This is a genomic window from Pedobacter sp. (assembly GCF_040513095.1).
GTDB lineage: Bacteria > Bacteroidota > Bacteroidia > Sphingobacteriales > Sphingobacteriaceae > Pedobacter.
The window spans coordinates 1-21,611 of record NZ_JBEVDX010000082.1 but is presented as its reverse complement, the minus strand read 5'-3'; the positions used below and the strand labels follow the sequence as shown (position 1 = coordinate 21,611).

The 21,611-nt window shown below is 43.3% G+C and carries 18 protein-coding genes, 2 tRNA genes and 1 rRNA gene; 14 read left to right on the top strand and 7 right to left on the bottom strand.

Annotated elements, in window-relative coordinates:
• Positions 1–116 precede the first annotated feature (116 nt).
• Positions 117–228: ribosomal RNA gene (gene rrf, locus ABWY16_RS10325) — 5S ribosomal RNA — on the top strand.
• A gap of 46 nt (positions 229–274) precedes the next feature.
• On the opposite strand, the gene ABWY16_RS10320 is transcribed toward rrf, so the two are convergent.
• On the bottom strand, positions 275–751 hold the full coding sequence (locus ABWY16_RS10320; protein WP_353904565.1) for an Lrp/AsnC ligand binding domain-containing protein: 477 nt from the start codon (positions 749–751) through the stop codon (positions 275–277).
• 154 nt (positions 752–905) lie between these two features.
• Between ABWY16_RS10320 and ABWY16_RS10315 the strand changes: the two genes are divergently transcribed.
• Both ABWY16_RS10315 and ABWY16_RS10310 read left to right on the top strand, forming a co-directional pair.
• Positions 906–1,013 (top strand) — tRNA-Asp (locus ABWY16_RS10315).
• A 26-nt stretch (positions 1,014–1,039) separates the two neighbouring features.
• Positions 1,040–1,185: transfer RNA gene (locus ABWY16_RS10310), tRNA-Asp, on the top strand.
• A 75-nt stretch (positions 1,186–1,260) separates the two neighbouring features.
• Here ABWY16_RS10310 and ABWY16_RS10305 read toward each other — a convergent pair.
• Together ABWY16_RS10305 and ABWY16_RS10300 are read right to left on the bottom strand one after the other, a co-directional pair.
• Entirely contained in the window at positions 1,261–2,574 is a 1,314-nt protein-coding gene (locus ABWY16_RS10305) for an amidohydrolase family protein (protein ID WP_353904564.1), read from the bottom strand.
• Positions 2,567–5,581 carry an amidohydrolase family protein gene (locus tag ABWY16_RS10300; protein ID WP_353904563.1) on the bottom strand — a complete coding sequence of 1,005 codons (3,015 nt, stop codon included), beginning with the start codon at positions 5,579–5,581 and terminating at the stop codon, positions 2,567–2,569. Before ABWY16_RS10300 ends, ABWY16_RS10305 begins: the two co-directional genes overlap by 8 nt.
• Positions 5,582–5,775: 194 nt before the next feature.
• Here ABWY16_RS10300 and ABWY16_RS10295 point away from each other — a divergent pair, with 194 nt between their 5' ends.
• The 8 genes from ABWY16_RS10295 (at position 5,776) to ABWY16_RS10260 (ending at position 12,235) form a co-directional block, all read left to right on the top strand.
• Entirely contained in the window at positions 5,776–6,222 is a 447-nt protein-coding gene (locus ABWY16_RS10295) for a cytochrome B (RefSeq protein ID WP_353904562.1), read from the top strand.
• A gap of 203 nt (positions 6,223–6,425) precedes the next feature.
• Positions 6,426–7,838 (top strand): anthranilate synthase component I family protein, encoded by a 1,413-nt coding sequence (locus ABWY16_RS10290; RefSeq protein WP_353904561.1) that lies wholly within the window; start codon positions 6,426–6,428, stop codon positions 7,836–7,838.
• Between the two features lie 10 nt (positions 7,839–7,848).
• The gene (locus ABWY16_RS10285; RefSeq protein WP_353904560.1) at positions 7,849–8,418 is read left to right on the top strand and encodes an anthranilate synthase component II; all 570 of its coding nucleotides are present in this window, start codon (positions 7,849–7,851) and stop codon (positions 8,416–8,418) included.
• A gap of 17 nt (positions 8,419–8,435) precedes the next feature.
• Positions 8,436–9,227: an indole-3-glycerol phosphate synthase TrpC gene (trpC, locus tag ABWY16_RS10280; protein ID WP_353904559.1), complete on the top strand. Its 792-nt coding sequence runs from the start codon at positions 8,436–8,438 to the stop codon at positions 9,225–9,227.
• Between the two features lie 22 nt (positions 9,228–9,249).
• Entirely contained in the window at positions 9,250–10,446 is a 1,197-nt protein-coding gene (gene hflX, locus ABWY16_RS10275) for a GTPase HflX (RefSeq protein ID WP_353904558.1), read from the top strand.
• 18 nt (positions 10,447–10,464) lie between these two features.
• Complete coding sequence (gene rbfA / locus ABWY16_RS10270; RefSeq protein ID WP_353904557.1) at positions 10,465–10,851, top strand: 30S ribosome-binding factor RbfA; 387 nt, start codon at positions 10,465–10,467, stop codon at positions 10,849–10,851.
• 17 nt (positions 10,852–10,868) lie between these two features.
• On the top strand, positions 10,869–11,573 hold the full coding sequence (locus tag ABWY16_RS10265) for a peptidoglycan DD-metalloendopeptidase family protein (protein ID WP_353904556.1): 705 nt from the start codon (positions 10,869–10,871) through the stop codon (positions 11,571–11,573).
• Positions 11,574–11,584: 11 nt separating this feature from the next.
• A complete protein-coding gene (locus ABWY16_RS10260) occupies positions 11,585–12,235 on the top strand; it encodes a TonB family protein (protein ID WP_353904555.1) in 651 nt (216 codons plus the stop codon).
• A 4-nt stretch (positions 12,236–12,239) separates the two neighbouring features.
• Here the strand turns inward: ABWY16_RS10260 and ABWY16_RS10255 are convergent, their stop codons facing one another.
• Positions 12,240–13,124 (bottom strand): diacylglycerol/lipid kinase family protein, encoded by an 885-nt coding sequence (locus ABWY16_RS10255; protein ID WP_353904554.1) that lies wholly within the window; start codon positions 13,122–13,124, stop codon positions 12,240–12,242.
• Positions 13,125–13,175: 51 nt separating this feature from the next.
• On the opposite strand from ABWY16_RS10255, the gene ABWY16_RS10250 reads away from it, so the two are divergent.
• Positions 13,176–14,156, top strand: coding sequence for an App1 family protein phosphatidate phosphatase (locus tag ABWY16_RS10250; protein ID WP_353904553.1), 981 nt, complete (start codon positions 13,176–13,178; stop codon positions 14,154–14,156).
• Between the two features lie 8 nt (positions 14,157–14,164).
• On the opposite strand, the gene ABWY16_RS10245 is transcribed toward ABWY16_RS10250, so the two are convergent.
• Together ABWY16_RS10245 and ABWY16_RS10240 are read right to left on the bottom strand one after the other, a co-directional pair.
• Positions 14,165–15,364 (bottom strand): DUF1501 domain-containing protein, encoded by a 1,200-nt coding sequence (locus ABWY16_RS10245; RefSeq protein WP_353904552.1) that lies wholly within the window; start codon positions 15,362–15,364, stop codon positions 14,165–14,167.
• Position 15,365: 1 nt separating this feature from the next.
• Positions 15,366–16,793 (bottom strand): DUF1800 domain-containing protein, encoded by a 1,428-nt coding sequence (locus ABWY16_RS10240; protein ID WP_353904551.1) that lies wholly within the window; start codon positions 16,791–16,793, stop codon positions 15,366–15,368.
• A 70-nt stretch (positions 16,794–16,863) separates the two neighbouring features.
• Here ABWY16_RS10240 and aat point away from each other — a divergent pair, with 70 nt between their 5' ends.
• Complete coding sequence (gene aat / locus ABWY16_RS10235) at positions 16,864–17,493, top strand: leucyl/phenylalanyl-tRNA--protein transferase (RefSeq protein WP_353904550.1); 630 nt, start codon at positions 16,864–16,866, stop codon at positions 17,491–17,493.
• Positions 17,494–17,537: 44 nt separating this feature from the next.
• Here aat and ABWY16_RS10230 read toward each other — a convergent pair whose 3' ends face one another.
• Positions 17,538–20,435 (bottom strand): DEAD/DEAH box helicase, encoded by a 2,898-nt coding sequence (locus ABWY16_RS10230; RefSeq protein ID WP_353904549.1) that lies wholly within the window; start codon positions 20,433–20,435, stop codon positions 17,538–17,540.
• Positions 20,436–20,697: 262 nt separating this feature from the next.
• Here ABWY16_RS10230 and ABWY16_RS10225 point away from each other — a divergent pair, with 262 nt between their 5' ends.
• Entirely contained in the window at positions 20,698–21,294 is a 597-nt protein-coding gene (locus ABWY16_RS10225) for a GIN domain-containing protein (protein ID WP_353904548.1), read from the top strand.
• Positions 21,295–21,611: the final 317 nt, after the last annotated feature.

Sequence of the window (21,611 nt, the reverse complement as noted above, 5' to 3'; positions counted from 1 at the left end):
AACCTGAACAGCTTAAACATTTAAAATATCAAAATACAATCAGTCAACTGATCAGCAGCGTAAGCAAAGGCCTAGCCGGAGTAAACAAAGCAAGGAAGTTGATTCGATACAGACATTTAGGTGCCTATATCGGTGGTGTCCACCTCTTCCCATTCCGAACAGAGAAGTTAAGCCCACCAGAGCCGATGGTACTGCGGTACCACGTGGGAGAGTAGGTCGGTGCCAAATCTTAAAGAAAGCCTTTCAGGAAACTGAGAGGCTTTTCTTGTATAGGCTAACCCAGTTCAATCTGTCTTCTGATGCTTTCCTCCAGGGAGATCAGTGTCTCAGTTCTCTGGATACCTGCTACTGCCTGAATCTCCTCATTCAATACATGCCTTAAATGATTCGTATCCCTGCAGATAATCTTTGCGAACATGCTGTAAGCACCTGTAGTATAATGAAGCTCAACAACCTCTTTAATTCTGCTCAGCTGAGCTACAGCATCCTTGTACTGAATTCCTTTTTCAAGGTATATGCCCAAAAATGCACAAATATCATATCCTGCTTTTTGCGGATCAATAATCAGATGCGAACCCTTGATAATGCCCATTTCCTGCAGTTTCTTCATCCGGACATGTATTGTACCCCCTGAAACGATCAGATCTTTAGCAATTTCCGTATAAGGTTTCGTTGCATCCTGCATTAATTGCTTTAAAATATCAATATCGAGGTTATCAATTTCTAAATTTTGGCTTTCTTTTTTCAGCATGATTTCAATTAATTCTAATGATGCTCTAATATAATTACAATAATCATAATAATAAAATTATATCATTAATATATTTGTAATGTATGGTAAGTCTTGTTACATTTGTATCAAGCAAGTAAGAAAAACGAGTTCTTTTTTACAATTGTTTACACTCTGTAGGGTGGCGAAACTGGCAGACGCACCTCCTTGTCTCGGTGGTGGAGAAAATGGGAAACCTGTAAAGGCTAACCACTCCTTGAAGGTTCGACTCCTTCTCCTACAGCTAAAGAACGGACGTTCTTTATTTAATGTTGGGTGGTGAAATTGGCAGACACACCTTCTTGTCTCGGTGGTGGGGATCATGGGATAAACACAGTTTATGGGTTGACCACAAATTAATTTTTTGAACTGAGGCTAACTTCCCCTTGAAGGTTCGACTCCTTCCCCAACAGCCAGTTTTTTTATTTAATAAGTTAGTTAATTAGGCAACCTGGAGGCGGGTTGCCTTTTTTATTGTTAAAGAAAACGGATTAGTTTGCAGCCTTCAATCCGTATTTCTCACTGAACTTTTTATCCAGCTGTTTATGAAGGTTATCAAGACTGATGTCCCTGCCCTGAATAAATGCTTTCTCAACATGATTTGTTCTCATATCGAGTGCGTCGCCTGAGGAGATAAACAGTGTTGCATCTTTTCCTGTTTCCAGACTACCTGTTGTTTTATCAATACCTAACACCTTTGCTGTATTGAGGGTGATAGCTGAAAGGGCTTTCTCTTTGTCCATTCCCCATGCTACAGCAGTACCAGCCATAAAGGGAAGGTTTCTCTGTTGCCAGTAACCTTCAATACTAATGACTACGTTAATTCCTGCATTAGCAAGTACAGCGGCATTTTTGTAGGGCATATTCACATCGTCATCTGTAGAGTTTGGAAGCGCATGTGGTTGTTTCACCACTACAGAGATCCCGTTCTCCTTAATGAAATCAGTAACCAGGTAAGCTTCGTCACCTCCAACAATCACAGGTTTAATATTGAACCGCTTAGCGAAGTTCACAGCTGCAACGATATCCTTCTGGGAATCTACGGTAATGAACAGTTGTTGTTTTCCATCAAACAGATGTTTCATCGCTGCAAAACGTGTATTGGTCACTGACGGTTTGCCGATAGAGGCATATCCTTTAGCTTCTGAAAAGAACTGTTCCAGTTCATTTATTGCATTTTGTCTGCGCTCGGCCATCGCTTCGGGCGATAACAACTGACGGCGGCCGCCAAACTCTCCCCTTGATGCAGGAATTGCTGGCCAGGTCATATGCATAGCATCATCTGTTTTGATAGCTGCATCTTCCCAGTTCCAGGCATCCAGCTGCACAACAGAAGAACTGCCGGAGATCGTTCCTCCTTCAGGCGTGATTTCAGCCATTAGAATACCATTGCTCCTTAAAGTAGCCGGTACCTTTGAATCTGTATTGTAAGCTACCAGAGAACGGATATGCGGATTGAAATTTCCGATTTCCGTAAAATCCAGAGAGGCTTTTACGGAGGAGAACTCTATCAGTCCCAAATTAGTGATCGGGGCAATCAAACCGGGATAGACATGTTTGCCATCCGCTTTGATCACCAGCACATCATCCTGTGGTGCCTGACCATTTGCAGCGACAGACAGAATCTTTCCTGCGCTAAAAACGATTGTACCATTGGAAATTACATTTCCATTGCCTACATGGATCGTAGCACCAGTAATTGCTATTGTTTTTGCCTGTTTTGCTGCAGGGACGATATTGGCTTGTCCAAAACAACTGATTGCGCCTGCTGCGCTAATTATCAGTGTAGATAAATACTTATTCATGTGCGTTTACTCCTTCCGTTTCATTTAGTTCTGCTGAATAATCTTCCAGCGATTCGCAGTTGTAGATGCGTGGTGCATCTGCTGAAGGACGTTGTGTTTTTGCGCCCTTACTTTTGCTTTCGATCATCTTTTGTACGATCCGGGCTTTTTCAGATTTCTGCTGCGCGCGCAGCTGTGCATCTTTCTCCATGTCCCAGTATGGGATACCATCTACATAAGTCTTTTCAGCCCTTGCATAGATCGATAAAGGATTGGCTGACCAGATCACTACATCTGCATCTTTACCCGCTTTAAGGCTGCCTACACGCTGATCTATATGCAGCATCTTTGCAGGGTTCAAGGTCACAAATTTTAAAGCATCTTCTTCCGGTACGTTACCATATAAAACGGATTTTCCCGCTTCCTGATTTAAGTGACGTGCCATTTCTGCATCATCAGAGTTGAAAGCGGTAGTGACCCCTACGTTGTGCATGATCTTTCCATTGTATGGGATGGCTTCGGCAACCTCCATTTTATATGCCCACCAATCTGAAAAGGTAGAACCTGCAATGCCGTGCGATTTCATTTTGTCAGCTACTTTATAACCTTCCAGGATATGGGTAAAAGTATTGATCTTAAAGCCCATGCTGTCAGCCGCATGGATCAGCATATTGATTTCTGACTGTACATAAGAGTGGCAGGTGATGAAACGTTTGTTATCAAGTATTTCTACTATGGCATCCAGTTCAAGGTCGCGGCGTACTGTATTGCCCTTTGTCGCTAATCCAGCCTTATATTCCTTGGCGCGGGTAAATTCATCAATGTAAGTTTGCTCAACGCCCATTCTTGTTACCGGGAAACGGAGTCCGGAGCCGAAGTTACTTTGTTTCACGTTTTCGCCCAGAGCGAATTTAATAAAGCCATCGTTTCCGCCGAATTTTAATTCTTCGGGTGATTTGCCCCAGCGTAATTTAATGAGCTGTGACTGCCCGCCGATTGGATTTGCGGAGCCATGCAGCAGGTGTGAGGTAGTTACACCACCTGCCAGTTGTCTGTAGATGTTTACATCTTCGGAGTTGACCACATCAGCAACGCGGACTTCGGCAGAGGATGATTGTGCACCTTCATTTACACCGCCGATAATAGCTATATGGGAGTGTTCATCAATAATACCGGCAGTAATATGTTTGCCTGTGGCATCTACGACTTTTGCATTTCCGGCAGAAAGCCCTTTGCCAACAGCTTTAATCTTGCCGTTTTCAAGGAGTACATCTGCGTTGAGCAGTACACCTTCTTTTTCATTGGTCCATACGGTCGCATTTTTCAGCAATACAGTTTCCTGTTTAGGCGCTGTTTCGCTACCAAAGGCTACAAAAGGATAGATAAGCTTGCCTGCCGGGCTGCTATTTTTTGGTTTATCTTTTTTAGGTGCTTCGGTATTTGCTGAAGTAAATTGTGCTGACCATTTGCCTTCCGTTCCTGATGAAAGAACAGCTTCGCCACGCAGCATAAGCGGATTTGCTGCAATGAGGTATCCGCTTAATCTTACCTCAGCGGATGGCGTTTTCTTAAGGTTGAAGCTTATTCCTACCCAGTCGCCATTGCGTGTTAAGCTGGCCGTAATCTTTGTAGTATCAGTACCTGGACGCTGGATTACTGCTGTTGTTCCGTTGATCTTAAGGTTTAGCAAGCCAATGCTGTCTACAGTTAAAGCATAATTACCTGTCAGGTCGTTCACATTCATCTTGCTGACCACAAAACGTTTGCCTTGAACCCAGTTTTCGAAAATCACATTACTGGTTTTAAAAAGATTATCAGAAGTAATCAGAAAATTGGCCAGTTTACCTTTTTCCAGTGTACCGGTCTGGTCAGAGATGCCGATCATTGCTGCCGGGATTTCTGTCAGGGACAGCAATGCCTGTTTCTCAGTCAGCCCGCTTTCAATCGCAGAGCGGATATTTGTCCAGAAATCTTTCATGTTCTCCAGTCCGTAGGCAGTAAGGGAAAATCTGATACCTGCTTTCTCCAATGCTGCAGGGTTTCCGGGAGCCATTTCCCAGTTTTTCATTTGTGCCAGGGTGATGTTCCTTGCCTCAGCAGGATCTTCCGCATCATAGGCTTTCACAAAATTTACCGGGATGATCAGGCTTGCGCCTGTTGCTTTCACAAGATCAATCCGCTGATATTCATCACCTGTGGATTTTATAATATATTGTTTGCCGAACTCTTTTGCTATTTTATCAGCGCGGAGTACGTTCTGCCAGCCATCGGCTTCGAAGATCTGGGGCAGGTTTTGTTGTTTATTGAACTGGTCCAGCGAGATATTATACTCTTCTTTTTGCTTGATGTACCATTGGGCATCGTAATACGTCTGTCTGAGCAAAGCAATGGAACCCATCAGTGAAGTTGGGTAGTCATTCTGCGAACTTCCTTTATTAAAGGAGTAGTTGGCAGCCGTCTGGTCTTTGAGTATAACTTTGTTTTCTCTTTCGTCACTGAGGCTGACTGCGGCAGAGGTTCCGCGTGCAATACCGTCGTGGTTGAGTGAATTTACACTTCCGAATCCTGCTTTGCGCAATTCTTCTGCTTTTTTTGTATCGATGGCAAACATTGTGCGTACCTCTGTTTCAGGACGGATAGCTTCGTTCCAGTTATAGGATCCTTTTTTTGTGGATACAAAAATGGACTGTCTGCCGCCAAAACCTCCGCCTGCCGTGCGGACAGCTTCCGGAAGTCCGTAAGAGCTAAAGGGATCAATCAGAGAGGGGTAAATAAATTTCCCTTTGAGGTCAATTACCACATATCCGGCCGGAACAGTGGTTCCTGTGCCTGCCGACTGGATGGTTTGACCTTTCACCAGCAAAGTTCCATTGCTGATCGTTTGGTTAGCATTCACTACAATAGTAGCATTGGTAAAAGCAAACAGGCCCGGCCTGGTATCGTATGATCCGTTTACGGGGTAAGTTTGCTGACCAAATAAAACTGTAGCTGAAAAAACTAACGCGAGCGTAAGTAGCGTTTTCATCATGAATTGTAAATATTTAGTTAATGATTTAAATTTAGAAAAAATAATCCTTCCCGGGATTGTCTATCAATCTTATTACCTGATTACATTGGGACATGTAGCGGAGGCAGCCATTTATAATGATTATAAATATCATTAAAAAAAAATGCCCCCGTAGAACAGGAAGTATTTTGTTATTTTTGAAGAAAAAAACTACAATGGGTATTTATGAAATCTTGAAGAGTGCACACTCCGGATGGCGTTATCTGGTCATCATTTTACTACTGGTGGCTTTTATCAATGCGTTAATGGGATATCTTGGCCGTAAGCCTTATACTGAAGGAAACCGTAAATTGAACGTATTTGCGCTGATCAGTGCACATATTCAACTGGTTTTAGGGTTGCTGTTATATTTTATGCACGACTGGTACAAAGGTGATATGTCTGTTGCGGTACAGCGTTACTGGAAAATGGAGCACATCGCTATGATGGTTGTTGCTATCATCCTGATCACTGTCGGGAATGCGAAATCCAAAAAAGTGGACAGCGCTTTAATGAAACATCGCACTATCTTTGTGTTTTTCGGACTGGGCCTTTTGCTGATCACCGGAGCTATCTTTGGAATGATCCATGCTGACCCGAGCCGCCATTTATTTGCGATGTAAATAAATTCATGATTTAATTTTGGTTTATTAGTTTTATTTCTATTTTTGCTACGCATGATTAACAATATACATACCTGGAAATGGCGTGGTTATTCTGAAAAGAGTATCGTCGTAGCCTTGTGTACCTTATAGTTTGTCAACCTAAACCAAACCACACATACTAACCCGACGTACCACGTCGGGTTTTTTTCGTTTTACAGCATATGGAAAGAGTTAAGATTAACACCATTTTTAAGAAGAGACTTGCAGATACCATTACCCCGGTAAGTATTTATCTGCGTTTGAGAGACGTTTTTCCGAATACGCTTTTACTGGAAAGCTCGGATTACCACAGCCGTGAAAACTCTGTGAGTTATGTCTGTGCAGATCCTGTAGCCGGTATTTCACTGCAGGGGGGCAAGCTGTCTACTTATTTTCCCGGAGGGGAGAAAGAAGTGAAGGATACGTTTGTCCTTACCGAAGAGATTGATGCGTTTAAGGCCAGGTTTGACATTGAGCCGGTTGAAGAAAAACGGTATCTGTCCACGGGCCTGTTTGGTTATTTTACCTGGAATACGGTACAGCATTTTGAGGATATCAGCCTTCATGCCAAAGCCCCTGAAAATGAGGAAATCCCCCTGATGCAGTACCATGTTTACCGGTATATTATTGCTGTAGATCACTTTAAAAATGAAGTTACGCTTTTCAGAAACTATTTCAATGGTGAGGAAAACGGGGGACTGGAAAAAATTGAATACCTGATCCAGAATAAAAATTTCCCGGAGTATAGTTTCAATACAGTGGGTGAAGAACATTCTAACCTTACCAATGAGGGTTTTATGGAGATCGTGGAAAAGATGAAGAAACATATCCTTCGTGGCGATGTTTTCCAGATCGTTCCGTCACGTGCCTATAAGCAGGGTTTCCTGGGGGATGAATTTAATGTATACCGCTGCCTGCGTTCGATCAATCCCTCACCATATCTGTTCTACTTCGACTACGGCAGTTTTAAACTGTTTGGTTCTTCGCCCGAGGCACAGATCACTATCAAAAACGGAGTAGCAAATATCTTCCCTATTGCGGGTACTTTCAAACGTACCGGAAATGATGAGGAGGATGCTCTGATTGCAAAGCAGCTGGAGGAGGATCCAAAGGAGAGTGCAGAACACGTGATGCTGGTAGATCTTGCACGAAACGACCTTAGCCGTCACTGTACTAACGTGGAAGTAAAATCGTTTAAAGAGGTACAGTATTATTCACACTTGATTCACCTGGTATCAAAGGTGAGCGGCAGGTTGCAAAAGGGTATTTCTGCATTTAAAATCGTTGCGGATACCTATCCCGCAGGTACTTTAAGCGGTGCACCAAAGTATAAGGCAATGCAGCTGATTGACGAATATGAAGGCCTGGGCAGAAACTTTTATGCGGGCGCAATCGGGTATATGGGATTTGGGGATGAATTTAACCATGCGATCATGATCAGGACTTTCATGAGTAAAAACAATCAGCTTCATTACCGTGCAGGTGCTGGTATTGTGGCCGACTCTATTGCGGTTAATGAAATGAACGAGGTAAATAACAAGATCGCTGCCTTGCGTAAAGCAGTGGAAATGGCTAAAGAAATTAATTTAATTTAAGACCAGGGATATGAAAAAAATATTGGTTATTGACAACTACGATTCATTCACGTACAATCTGGTACATCTGATCAACGAGCTTGGCGGAGAAGTGGAGGTTTGGAGAAATGACAAATTCGCCATTGAAGATGTTGCGCAATTTGACAAAATTTTACTGTCGCCGGGACCAGGTATTCCTGAAGAGGCCGGCCTGTTACTGGAAGTGATCCGTACTTATGCAACAGAGAAGAGCATCCTCGGCATCTGCCTGGGTCAGCAGGCGATTGCCGAAGCCTTTGGTGGTACACTTTTGAATTTAGGCAGGCCAATGCATGGGATCGCTACACCGGTAAACATATTGGATGCGGAAGAAATTTTATTTAAAGATTGTCCTGGAGTTATTAACGTTGGTCGTTATCACTCCTGGGTGGTCAACCAGAATGACCTGCCTTCCTGCCTGCAGATTACTGCTACAGATGCAGCCACGGAGATTATGGCGCTGAAGCATAAAACTTATGATGTGCGCGGTGTGCAGTTCCACCCTGAAAGTGTGTTGACTGAACATGGCAAACAAATGATGAAAAACTGGTTGGAGAGTTGAACCTTTATAAATTAGAAATGAACATTTTAGATAAAATCGTACTGCGTAAAACCGAGGAGGTAGAGCAGGCCAAAAAGCTGGTTTCAATCAAAGAACTGGAGAATGGTGCCTACTTTAGCAGGACTCCGTATTCGCTCAGGGACTTTATGCTGGCGGATGACCGTAATGGTATTATTGCAGAATTTAAACGCCGGTCGCCCTCAAAGGGAATTATCAACGACCATTCCAAAGTAGTAGAAGTAACCAATGGATATGCAGCAGCCGGCGCTTCCGCAATATCTGTCCTTACAGATATGGATTTCTTTGGAGGGCATCCCAATGACCTGCTGGAAGCACGTGAGGCAAACACTGTCCCGTTGTTGCGGAAAGATTTTATGATCGATGAATACCAGATTGTAGAAGCAAAGGCACTGGGTGCTGACATTATTTTACTGATTGCTGCCATCCTGACACCTTCACAGATTGATACTTTTGCGAAACTTGCAAAAAGTCTGGGCTTAAATGTACTGCTTGAAGTTCATAATCTGGAAGAATTGCAGCGCAGTATCAATCCTAATCTGGATGCGATAGGAGTCAATAACCGTAACCTGGCCGACTTTTCTGTGGATATCCAGACCTCGTTTGACCTTGTTAAGAAAATACCGGCGGATTTCCTTAAGGTTTCGGAAAGTGCAATCAGTGATCCGAAGATTATTAACCAGCTGAAAATTGCAGGATTCAATGGCTTTCTGATTGGTGAAAACTTTATGAAGACTTCCGATCCGGGAGCAGCGATGCGCACTTTTGCCGGGGAGATGATCTCGGTATAACTTTTGTATCTTTGTACGTTACATGGGAAAAGAAAAAACTTATGATACCGCGGTAAAACAGGAACGGGCTGTCCTTGTAGGCGTGGTTAGGCCGGGCGAAAAACCGGAAGAAACTAAAGAATATTTAGATGAGCTGGCCTTTCTGGTAGATACGGCTGGTGGTGTGGTGGATCAGGTATTTACACAAAAAATGCAAAAGCCCGAGCGTGCTACTTTTGTGGGTACAGGGAAACTCGAAGAAATAAAAGCCTACGTAAAATCTGAGGAAATAGACATGGTTGTGTTTGACGATGAATTGTCGCCTTCACAACTGCGGAATATAGAACGTGAACTGGAAGTAAAGATTCTGGACAGGAGTAACCTCATCCTGGATATCTTTGCCGGCAGGGCTCAGACTGCACAGGCTAAAACCCAGGTGGAGCTTGCCCAATTACAGTATCTATTACCAAGACTTACCCGCTTGTGGACTCACCTGGAACGCCAGAAGGGTGGTATTGGTATGCGTGGTCCGGGTGAAACCCAGATTGAGAGTGACAGGAGGATGATCCTTGAGAAGATCTCCCTGCTGAAAGGCCGTTTGAAACTGATAGATAAACAGAACGAAACACAGCGCAAGAACCGTGCAGCCCTGATCAGGGTGGCACTGGTGGGGTATACCAATGTTGGTAAATCTACGATCATGAACATGATCTCCAAATCGGAAGTTTTTGCAGAGAACAAACTTTTTGCTACGCTGGATACTACAGTCAGAAAAGTGGTGATTGAAAATCTGCCCTTTTTACTGTCAGATACTGTAGGATTTATCCGTAAGCTGCCCCATCATTTGGTGGAGTGCTTTAAGTCTACACTGGATGAAGTAAGGGAAGCGGATATCCTGATCCATGTAGTGGATGTATCGCATAGCAGTTTTGAGGACCAGATCAATGTAGTGAATGAAACGCTGAAGGATCTTGGTGCAAGGGACAAAGACACAATTGTGGTATTCAATAAAATTGATGCCTATGTGAGCCCTGAAGCCGATGAATTCAACGAAGAAGAAGAAAAGGCTCCTTTTACGCTTGAGGAATTCAAAAAAAGCTGGATGGCACAGCACAATACGCCATCGTTATTTATCTCAGCCCTGCATAAAGAAAACCTGGATGAATTCAAACAGCTTTTATACGATAAGATAGTTGCTTTACATGTAGAGCGCTATCCTTACGACAAATTATTATACTAATACAAACATCAAAAAATCATGGAAAGCAAACGTCAACAGAAATTTGCCGGTGTACTGCAAGAGGAATTAGCGACAATATTTCAGAGAGAAGGAGCAGAGTACCTACCCAATACACTGGTTACAATTACAAAAGTTCGTGTATCTCCGGATTTGGCTGTAGCAAAAGTATATCTCAGCTTTTTAAGCACTAATAACACAGGCTTATCCATCGCTACTGTAAATTCTCATGCAAGTGAGATCAGGTATAAGCTGGGTACCCGCATCCGTCACCAGGCAAGGGTTGTACCTTCGCTTACGTTTTTCCTTGACGATACCAACACTTATGTAGAGCATATGGATAAGATCTTTGATAAGATTTCAAGGGAGCGTAAGGAGCAGGGCGACGAGGAAGAGACTGAAGGTTAATCCTTATATAATTCAGCATGGAAGATCTTAAGGCATGGTTACTGCAGCATGCAGAGCACATCAGCCCTGTAGTAGATTTTGATACTGCTGGAGACCGACTGTATCCTTTTGATTTTACTGCACAAAACCAGGAGCTCAGTGATGATATCCTTGGGGATACATCAGCTTTTTCTGCCTGGGTTTCTGAGAAACTGGCTGAGTCCGGTTGCCGGTATGGCATTGGCGGATACGATGAGCACAGAACGATCTATACACGAAGCGCCCATTTTGATATGGATGAAGAGCCCCGGAGATTACATCTTGGTGTTGATATATGGGGAAAGGCAGGTACGGCAGTTTATAGTTTTTATGATGCGGTAGTGCATAGTTTCCAGAACAACAATCAGTTTGGAGACTATGGCGGTACCATTATCCTTAAATACGATCTGGACGGAATTGTACTTCATGTTTTATACGGACATCTCAGTGTGGCCTCTCTCGATGGTCTGTATGAGGGCAAGCCAATATCCGGCGGACAGCATTTTGCTTTTTTGGGTGTTCAGAAAGAGAACGGGCACTGGCCTCCGCACCTGCATATGCAGCTCATCCTGGATATGGAAGGGAAAAATGGAGATTATCCCGGAGTATGCCAGTTTTCAAAAAGGGCAGCGTACCTGGCAAACTGTCCCGATCCGGGTTTGATCCTTCAGTATACATTTGGCGCTGAAGAACATTTTTTTTAGTAAATTAGCATATGAACAAGATCCTCACTATACTTCTTCTTTTCTTAGGCGTTGGTTTAAAGGCGCAGCCAGTGTTTAAGGGAGGTTTGGATGCTTTTGTCAATGAAAATATCATTTATCCGGCATACTCTTATCAGAACTGTATTCAGGGAACTATACGTATCAGCTTTAAAATCAACAGACAGGGCGAAGTTTATTCCTCACAAATAAGCAGCGGACCGGGAATTGATCTGGATCAGGAAGCATTGCGCCTGATCAGGATGAGCAGCGGGAAGTGGAAGGTCCCTGCAGATTATGATTCCACTTATGTACTCGTGGCTCCTGTTAATTTCAGGCTTGCAAGTGAGGATTGCAACCGGGTTTCCCGGCAGGATATGAATAAGGCTATTGCGGTTTATAAAGCAAACCAGGGGCTTACAGATGCGATCACAAATTACTATCGTAATAAAACTCAGGGCAAATCCAATGAAGCCGAAGAGAAGAGAGTAACTGCTCTAAAAGCAGAACTGGGATATGATGATGATTATCTGAATAAAAAGATACAGGAAGGACAGAAAAAGCTGAAACAGAAGGACCGCCAGGGCGCCTGTGAAGATTTTCTTTTCGTGAAGTACATGGGCTCCAACCTTGCAGATGATCTTTTAGCAAAGTATTGCAGGTAAAAGGTCAGGCCGGTTTTACAATAACAGATATTGCAGCGGGTAGTAACTCTGCATTGATCTGGTTCACTTTTCCCATATACTCTCCGTCTACCTGGAAATGGGCTTTGTGGCGGGCTTTTATGCTCAGTTTTTTGGTGTGAAAAAGTTCAATCTTCTCCGGGTTAAAGGGAAGGTTGGTAAAACGGATTTTCAGTATTTCGGAGAAGGAATATTTTTTCACCAGGATTACTTCAAACACATCATCATCCAGCTTACCTTCAGGATTGATCTTTACACCTGTTCCGTACATCGTTGCATTTGCGATAACGACCATCGCAGCTTCAGAAGTAATGGTTTCTTCACCCAGATTGATCTCTACTTCCATTTTATGGTGGCTCCATAAAGCCTTCCATGTAGCTTTTGCGTAGCCCAGCATGCCTCTCTCTGCGAGGTCGTCAAACTTTTTAACTATGTAGGCATTGAAGCCGATGTCTGATAAGTGGATACACAGTTCGCCGTTTACAGATACAGCATGGATTTCTTTGGGTTCACCTGTTACTGTCAGATCAAGTGCTTCATTGATATCAGCAGGGATACCCAGTTCCTTTGCCATGCCATTTGCAGATCCTGCGGGTATGATGCCGATGGGGGTTTTTGTTCCCTGCAAGCACTCCGCTACCAGTTTCAATGTTCCATCACCGCCCACAGCAATAACGCGGTCTGGCTTAGCTTGCTGGATAGCTGCCTTGATCTGATCAAGGTTGCAGTCCTTTTGTAATTCGTAGATTTCGGCTGTATGTACAGCATCACTAAAAAAACTGTCAATCACTGATTTGAAATCCATGTCATCACTTCCTGAACCCGGATTAACTATAAAGAGTAATCTCATTCTTTTTTCTTCAACTGCCATTACTATTGTTTAATAACCAAACAACTTCTTCAATGCTCTGTTTGAATTATAATGAATAATAATTCTTTCAGCATCAAACTCTATCATGGCTATGGTCATACACACAATCTGGTGTTATATGGTCATGCTTTTAAGTACAGGGCAAAGAGCACACAGAATTATAGCAATAACCTGTTCGTAAATATCCGGTATCTCTTCAGGCTGTTCCTTTTAAAACCATATCCCTGGGCACAGGTGCAGCTTACATTTAAAGACAAGGTGATCCGGCAAAATACCGAATACGACGGGTTTTTTAAATTTGAATGGAATGCAGGTGAAAACATCAGCGCTGGCTGGCATGTAGTGAAGGCAGAGCTGATGGATGACCAGGGACTGGTAGTTGCAGAAAGTACGGGTGACATATACGTACCACATATTACTCAATATGCTTTTATCTCTGATATTGATGATACGGTAATGGTTTCGCATTCTGCTACGATAGGCAGGCGCTTAAGGGAACTGTTCATTAAAAATCCGCATACACGGAAAACATTTAAAGACGTAGCCCGGCATTACCAGCTGCTGGCCTTGTCGCATACCGATGCATCACATCCCAATCCATTTTTCTATGTGTCAAGCAGTGAGTGGAACCTGTACGACTATCTGGTAGAAACTTTTCGTTTTAACAAACTTCCTGAAGGCGTATTTCTGCTCAACCAGATTAAACGCTGGAAAAACCTGATCAAAACAGGAAAGACAGGTCATGAAGGTAAGCTGATCAGGGTGATGCGGATCCTGGATGCTTTTCCGAACCAGAAGTTTGTGTTTTTTGGCGATAATTCACAGCAGGATCCGGATATCTATTCCTCTATCGCGATTAAGTATCCGAAGAATATTGAGGCGATATACATCCGGAATATCCGACCTGAAAAAGCCTCCTATACGCAGGATTTACTGGCAAAGGTAGCAGAGGAGCAAATCCATACCTGCATGTTTACAGATAGCCAGGAAGCAATTGATCATTCTGTAAGCATCGGGCTGATCAGCCTGTAAGCGGAGGATTATATAAAATCCAATGTATTAAAGCGCTTATTGAGCACCTGTCCGTTATTTACGTCCATCCATTTATCCAGTATTGTACCATATACTTCACGAAAATCGATCTGGTATTTCAGGTCGCCATTTTCCAGGTTTGCCAGGTTGGGAGCGGCATTATAAATACCCTGTTTCTTTAGTTTTCCGCCAAATAAAAACATGTTATTTGCTGTACCGTGATCTGTACCGTTACTGGCATTTTGTGCTACCCGGCGGCCGAACTCAGAAAAAGTGATGACCAGTGTATCGTCCAGTTTGTTGTTCTGATGCAGGTCTTTTACAAATGCGTTGATACCTTCGGCATACTGCTGTAGTAAGCGGCCCTGCTGATTATTCTGGTTGACATGTGTATCGAATCCGCTCAAAGAAACATAATATACCCGTGTTTTGAGACCGGAGCATATAAACCTGGAAACCGTTTTCAGCTGGTTTGAAAATGCTGTTGTAGGATAAGTGTAGTTTGGCTGATAGATTTTTGAAGTATTCTGGATATAATTTGCTGATGAGGAAGTCTCGATCATTGTTTTATAGAGATATCCCAGGTTATCTTCATCGAGATGTTCTTTGTCGCCCCGGAGCATTTCCCTGAAAAACGGCTCATTTGTATTCCTGAATAAGGCTGCCGGGTCTTTCAGCGCTATCCCTTTCTTGCTGATGCCCTTCATTGCGAGTGAAAGGCTGTCATCAACTTCGATTGCGGTATATGGCGAATTGCAGGTTGTGCAGTTGGAGTCTAGATACCTGCCTATCCATCCTGTAGATAGATACTGATTGGCATCACTTGCGGTCTGCCAGATATCCATTGAACGGAAGTGGGAGCGATCCGGGTTGGGATAACCCACATCGTTGATGATCGACATCCAGCCCTGATCGTACAATTCCTTCAGGCAATTCAGATTTGGGTTCAGTCCCTGCATATCATCCAGTTTTATCACGTCATCCGTTTTGATTGCTATGCTTTTTCTCATCTGATAATAGATGTCATTTCCAAAAGGTACCACTGTATTCAGTCCGTCGTTACCCCCTGAAAGCTGTACCACTACCAGGTTTTTATACAAGCTGAGTTCATCAAGCGCCAGTGCTTCAAAGGGCTTCATGAAGGCAGGAACGAAAACTGTACCTGCTGCTGCGAATGCTGCATTTCTTAAAAAATCTCTTCTCTTCATATTAACACAATTGATATTCCGGCATGCTTGTTACGGCGATAGCGGTGTTCTTCAGATTTACATTCTGATCAACCAGGTTGCTAATCTTCTGACCGATAGCAGGCTGCAGGAGGAACGTGGCCAGTTCTGCCTGTTTCATGTCCTTTGGCAAATCTGCCAGGAACTTATCCCAGTCGGCTTTCGCATTCACGTAAGATTTTGCAGGTTTTGGTTTCGCCCGCCTGTTGAGTGCAATTACTGCTTCATCTTCAGGATCGGCCTTGCCGTTAAAATCCAGTATGCCGTCGTTTAAAACCAGTGAAGGGATCTTCATGCGCAGCATCAGCGAAGAGCTGTCAATCCAGTTCTTTCCCCCGGCCCAGCCGGCAACATTTGGCGGGTTAAAAAGGTATTGCCCCAGACTGGTTTGCAGCTGTATAAGCACCTGCGGTTTGTTATAACTTACATAAAACTCCCTGCTCATGTTCACGAGGAATTCTACGGGTGATTTAATCTTATTGCCTGTATTTTCTTTGGCGTAAAACCAGTCGGCATTAAACATTTTCTTCATCACAGCAGCAATATCATACTGCTGCGCGTAAAAATAACCGGCCAGTTCTTTCACATGGTTTTCATCAGGGGTATCATTCACAAAAAATATATACAGTTTGCGGCAAATAAAGGTTGCTGTTTCTGGTTTGGCCAGGATGAGGTCAATAATGGCCTCCCCATCATACATGCCGGTCTGGCCAAAAAACGTCTTTTGCTTTTCGTCGTGCACGCGCGGGTTGAATTCATATTCACCGTTCTTATTGTATGTCCAGCCTGTAAAAGCGCGCGCAGCTTCTTTGATGTCCGTTTCGGTATACTGGCCACGGCCAAGGGTGAAGAGCTCCATCAGTTCTCTGGAGAAGTTTTCATTCGGTTTACCTTTCCGGTTCTGCTGGTTATTGAGGTAGTCCAGCATGGCAGGAGATTTGGAAACTTCCATCAGCAGGGTTTTGAAACTTCCGAGTGCATTTGTCCGCTGGATGTTGTTAAGTTGCTGTGCGTAGAATGGTTGATTGGCGCGGCAGGCAAAATGTCCATGCCAAAAGAGCGTCATTTTCTCCAGAAAGGGACGCTGAGTAGCCATCATCTGCTGAATCCAGTTGATGTTCAGTTCACGGCTCTTTTCATTGCGCGCCTTCGTTATGTCTTCACGCTGTTGTTTTTCTTCGGGAGTTTGTTCTTTTTTTGCGCCGAGAGTGGCAAGTAGGGCTTGCTGGGCAAGAAAGTCTTCCTTACTCAGGACACTGAGATCTGCCGCAGGCTGCCTTGGCTCAAACAGTGTATCCACTACTTTACTGCGCCTTTTTTTACTCAGCTGATGCAGATCAGGGTAGGAGATCCCGAAGCCCGCCCTGTTGTAAAGATGTTTTATATTGAGAAAATTGTCTTTCCTGTCCATAATAATTGTCTTTTACACTGTTACTATGACTCTGCTGATGAGTATAAGTTTAATTCCTTTACTTTTGTTTATGATTTTTAGGCTCACTAAAGAATTGATATTTCCTGATCCCTCTCTGGCAGAGCCGGATGGTTTACTGGCAATCGGTGGCGACCTGGGCAGGGAAAGGTTGGTCCTGGCCTATCAGAATGGTATTTTCCCCTGGTTTAGCGAGGGTGATCCAGTTTGCTGGTATGCGCCTCATGAGCGTTGCGTGATCTTTCCTGATAAAGTAAAGATAAGTAAAAGTATGCGGAAAGTTCTTGCAGATGAGCTTTTTACTGTAACCATGGATACTGCTTTTGAGGAGGTAATTGTCAATTGTGCGCAATCACCAAGGAAAGGACAGGATGGTACCTGGATCACTACTGAAATGCAGGATGCCTATATTGATCTTCATGAAAATGGATGGGCCCACAGTGTGGAGGTATGGCATAATGGCGTGCTTGCAGGGGGATTGTATGGCCTGGAAATCAATGGCGTATTCTGTGGGGAAAGTATGTTCAGCAGGATGAGCAATGCGTCTAAAACTGCGCTGATCTGGCTGTGCCGCAATCCGGCGTATCATCTGATCGACTGCCAGTTGCCCAATGACCATCTGCTGAGCCTTGGAGCCGAGATGATTTCGCAGGAAGAGTACCTGACGATCCTTGAGAGTTGAACTACAGGATGCCACTGCTGATTGCTGTAATCTGAACGCGAAGCCTAATTCAGGATTTCCCTGATATCTTCTTTACTCAGGGATTTAAAGAAACTTTCTTCAGTGGTGATCAGCGAACTTGCTAAACGTTTCTTACGGTTCTGCAAAGCAAGAATCTTTTCTTCCACTGTATCTTTAGCAATGAATTTATAGATAAACACTTTCTTTTCCTGTCCGATACGGTGCGACCTGTCGATTGCCTGTTGTTCTACAGCAGGGTTCCACCATGGGTCAAGGATAAAGACATAGTCTGCCTGGGTAAGATTTAAACCTACGCCACCGGCTTTGATGGAGATCAGGAATACCTTGAGGTCTTTATTTTCCTGGAATTCGGCTACAATTTCACCCCGGTTTTTTGTTGCCCCGTCTAAATAGGCAAAAGGGATTTCCTCAGTTTCGAGGTGCTGCCTGAAGATTTGCAGGTGTTTTACAAACTGTGAGAATATCAGCACTTTGTGCCCGCCCTTGAGCACGTTATCCAGGGTATGAATCACATTTTCAAACTTGCCCGAATCGGAGCTGTAATCTTCATCGATCATCTTGGGATGGTTGGCCAGCTGACGTAAAGCCGTCAGGCCCTGCAATAGCTGAACCTGTTTTTTAGCATATGTGCCGTCATCCATACTGCTGAGCAAGTCGTTGCGGTAAGCGGATTTCGTTTTCTCGTAATATGCCGCCTGGTCTTCGCTCATATCACAATAAAATATCTGTTCCGTTTTTGCGGGTAGTTCTTCTGCTACCTGTTCTTTTGTGCGCCTCAAAACAAAAGGTTTGATGATTGCCTGTAGTTTTCTGGCTTTGTCTTCATCTTTTCTCTTTTCAATTGCCTGCACATACTCATCATTGAAAAAGGCCTGTGTACCAAGTAAACCCGGATTCAGGAAGGTAAGCTGTGTCCACAGATCTCCCACAGAATTTTCTACAGGTGTACCGCTGAGCACCAGTTTATGGCGTGATTTGAGTAGACGAACTGATTTGAACGACTTGGATGAAGGATTTTTAATATTCTGACTTTCATCAAGAATGATATAATTGAAATAGAAATCCTGGATCTCGTTTACATCAACCCGGGTGATCCCGTAAGTGGTGATCACAATATCATATTTGATAAAATGGCTGACATCTTTATTCCTGTTGCTGCCTGTATGTGCGAGGATCTTTAGCTTCGGTGTAAACTTTTTAGCTTCGTTCAGCCAGTTATAGATCAGTGAAGTGGGCATGATGATCAGCGAAGTGCTGTGCGTATTGTTGCTTTCATCCTCTTCTTTGAGCTTTTGCAGCATGGCCAGTGTCTGGATTGTTTTACCCAAGCCCATATCGTCCGCCAGGCATCCTCCAAAGTTGTATTCACGCAGGAAGCTGAACCAGTTGTATCCTGCTTTCTGGTAACTGCGCAGCTCGCCTTTGAAATGCACGGGCATCTGTGTATCGGCTATGTTTTCAAAGTCGTTGAGTTTTTGCAGTTTCCGCTGCAGGGTTATATTGGCAATGCCGTCACCCGCCAGGTCATTGATCAGGCCTATATGGTGTTTTTTAAGCTTCAGTGATTTGCCGCCGTCCGAAAGACTGAAAAGGCTGCCATATTGTGAAAACCATTTTTCGGGAATGATGGCTATAGTGCCATCTGGTAAGGTAAACTCTCTCTTTTTATGGAGTATATGCTGTTTTAATGCGATAAAGGGAACAGGATGAACGCCAAAATAAACGATGGCATTGATATCAAACCAGTCGTTATCTTCTTTGATCTCGAAGTCGATCTTACTGGAAGCAAAAAGGAATTTTTTACTGCTGGTAGACTGCTCTATAGTATATCCTTTTTCCTGCAGGATTTCTATGTGTTCATTTACCCAGTTCAGGAGCCCGTACGACTGATTTTCTCCTTCAATTACAGTGTTGAGTTCCAGGTTATAAAAAAGGGGGCTCACTTTTTTAAGACCCATCCTGATAAGCTCATTGTATTTACCTTTTTCCCAGACTGTATCTCTTTTAATCCGGGTGAATACATAATTGTTCTCCTGTTTATCTACGTGTACCGTAATTTTTTTTTCATTGCCAAGTGCAAATGCATGGTTGCCGTAACAAAAGCACAGTTGTATCTGCGAGATTCCCCCTTCTACATAAATTACCCTGATCATTGCAGTGGGGTCATGTTTTTCGGTCCTGATCTCGAAACCTTCTGCATAGACATGGTATTTCTCAATCAGCGGGGCCACAAACTTCTCAAAATAGGTTTCTTCCTTTGCTGTTGGAATTGAGATATAACGTTTGTTTAAAAATGGGACCAGCTTTTTCCCTTCTATGTCCTGTTCAAAAAAGTAGAGGACATCGTTCAGCAGCATCCATGAGGGCTGATTGCTGACGATCTGCGCGTCCTTAAACATAAATTCAATACGCAGGCCCTGGTATTTTATGGTAGGAAAGTAACGGGTTTCTTCTTCATTTCTTCTGAAATGGAAGAGTATAGTGGCAGGTTCTGTTGCCAGCTCTATCTTACGTTCTGCCGGCCAGCCGTCTTTATCCATCAGGTAGAGATCGTCCTTATCTTTTAACATCTCCAGTACCTCTGCCAGTTTCTTTTCAATTTTTGGGCGTACCGACTCATAAAAGCGGTCGTCATAAAACCTGCTGAAAAACTCAAAAGGCCTGATGGCTTTTTTGTGAAACTTCTTGATCACGTGGTCCTGCTCTGTTTCATCCAGTATTTTGATGATTCTGAGGTCTGATTCTGTGAGGTGTTTAGTAAATTCTTTTGCTGTATGACTGAACAGCCGCTGATAGGTCAGGGAAAAATCGCCCTGGGGATTGAGTTGAACGATATGTGGTTCAATCAAATAGCCCAGATATTCATGCTTACACAATGAATAAACGATTTTGCAGGGTTTTGAGCTATCTACGCGTAACATGAGCTAATTAATTAAAAAGGAAGGGCGTCTAATTTTATTAAATCTCTAAACATACATCAAATTTGTATTGCTGTCAACTAGAATGGAAATTAAACGTGATTTTTTGTAAAGTGTTGGTCGAAATTGAAGGGGAGTTTGTCGGATTATTACGCCCTGTGGTATAAAAACGGGTTTTTTTTGCAACGTTACTTAGGAGTCTGCGTCTTATTTGTGAACTATTTAGAAACAACGGTTTATAAAAGAACCCTAAAAACTTACAAATATGAAAACGTTAAAAACATTATTCGCATCAGCATTAACTGCTATCGTTTTATCAGCAACAGTATTCGCCTCTACTGCTGCGGCAAGAGGAACGATGATTGAGATCAGGTCTGCTAATCCGGACATTAAAAAAGTTATAGTGAAAGGTAATTTAAAAGTGTTTGTGGTACAGAGCAAGTCGGAATGGATTTCTCTTGATGAGGAGGACCGTGACCTGGTATCCATCAAACAGGTAGGAAACACATTGACCGTAGGAACGTTGGTGGACAGACCGATTAGTATTACTTTGTATGTGAAAGATATCTACCGCATAGATGCTGCTAACCAGGCTTGTGTTAAAACCATCGGCAAATTTAATGTGAAATATCTTCAGGTAATGCTGAAAGATAATGCAACGGCACGTATCAAGGCTGATACGCGTAGCATTTATACTGTGATTAATGATAAGGCTGATCTGGAATTACTTGGTACTTCTGAAAAGCATATTATCAGAGCACATAGTACTGCGACAATGAACACGGAAAGATTTGCTGCGGTTGTAACTAATCATGAGCAGGGAGAGACTGAAACAGCAATGATTAAAGCTGTGAAAAAATAGCTTACTTAAACAAGGACATCATATCTGCCTGGTCTTTTCTTAGAGATATTCTGGCTTCGCTAAACGATACCCCTTGCACTATTGATGCTGCCTGCTACTAAAGGGTATGAGGAGGCATAAATAGTGCAAGGGGTATCGTTTTTTAACGATGATCCAGTGGTTAATCCAAAGCAGGGTGGACAAACGTGGTGGATAAGCAAAGCGGTCAACATGATGGATAAGCAAGGTGGGCAAGCAGGGTGATAAACATGGTGTTTAAGACCGTTACAGATCAAACTTGATTCCCTGGGCTAATGGCAGGGTATCTGCGTAATTGA

Excerpts from the sequence above, each read along its gene's own strand:
- ABWY16_RS10225 (WP_353904548.1), top strand. The coding sequence starts at position 20,698 with ATGAAAACGTTAAAAACATTATTCGCATCAGCATTAACTGCTATCGTT.
- ABWY16_RS10245 (WP_353904552.1), bottom strand. The coding sequence starts at position 15,364 with ATGAAGAGAAGAGATTTTTTAAGAAATGCAGCATTCGCAGCAGCAGGT.
- rbfA (WP_353904557.1), top strand. The coding sequence starts at position 10,465 with ATGGAAAGCAAACGTCAACAGAAATTTGCCGGTGTACTGCAAGAGGAA.
- ABWY16_RS10230 (WP_353904549.1), bottom strand. The coding sequence starts at position 20,435 with ATGTTACGCGTAGATAGCTCAAAACCCTGCAAAATCGTTTATTCATTG.
- ABWY16_RS10240 (WP_353904551.1), bottom strand. The coding sequence starts at position 16,793 with ATGGACAGGAAAGACAATTTTCTCAATATAAAACATCTTTACAACAGG.
- ABWY16_RS10305 (WP_353904564.1), bottom strand. The coding sequence starts at position 2,574 with ATGAATAAGTATTTATCTACACTGATAATTAGCGCAGCAGGCGCAATC.
- ABWY16_RS10265 (WP_353904556.1), top strand. The coding sequence starts at position 10,869 with ATGGAAGATCTTAAGGCATGGTTACTGCAGCATGCAGAGCACATCAGC.
- trpC (WP_353904559.1), top strand. The coding sequence starts at position 8,436 with ATGAACATTTTAGATAAAATCGTACTGCGTAAAACCGAGGAGGTAGAG.
- hflX (WP_353904558.1), top strand. The coding sequence starts at position 9,250 with ATGGGAAAAGAAAAAACTTATGATACCGCGGTAAAACAGGAACGGGCT.
- ABWY16_RS10320 (WP_353904565.1), bottom strand. The coding sequence starts at position 751 with ATGCTGAAAAAAGAAAGCCAAAATTTAGAAATTGATAACCTCGATATT.
- aat (WP_353904550.1), top strand. The coding sequence starts at position 16,864 with ATGATTTTTAGGCTCACTAAAGAATTGATATTTCCTGATCCCTCTCTG.
- ABWY16_RS10250 (WP_353904553.1), top strand. The coding sequence starts at position 13,176 with ATGAATAATAATTCTTTCAGCATCAAACTCTATCATGGCTATGGTCAT.
- ABWY16_RS10260 (WP_353904555.1), top strand. The coding sequence starts at position 11,585 with ATGAACAAGATCCTCACTATACTTCTTCTTTTCTTAGGCGTTGGTTTA.
- ABWY16_RS10285 (WP_353904560.1), top strand. The coding sequence starts at position 7,849 with ATGAAAAAAATATTGGTTATTGACAACTACGATTCATTCACGTACAAT.
- ABWY16_RS10295 (WP_353904562.1), top strand. The coding sequence starts at position 5,776 with ATGGGTATTTATGAAATCTTGAAGAGTGCACACTCCGGATGGCGTTAT.
- ABWY16_RS10290 (WP_353904561.1), top strand. The coding sequence starts at position 6,426 with ATGGAAAGAGTTAAGATTAACACCATTTTTAAGAAGAGACTTGCAGAT.
- ABWY16_RS10255 (WP_353904554.1), bottom strand. The coding sequence starts at position 13,124 with ATGGCAGTTGAAGAAAAAAGAATGAGATTACTCTTTATAGTTAATCCG.
- ABWY16_RS10300 (WP_353904563.1), bottom strand. The coding sequence starts at position 5,581 with ATGATGAAAACGCTACTTACGCTCGCGTTAGTTTTTTCAGCTACAGTT.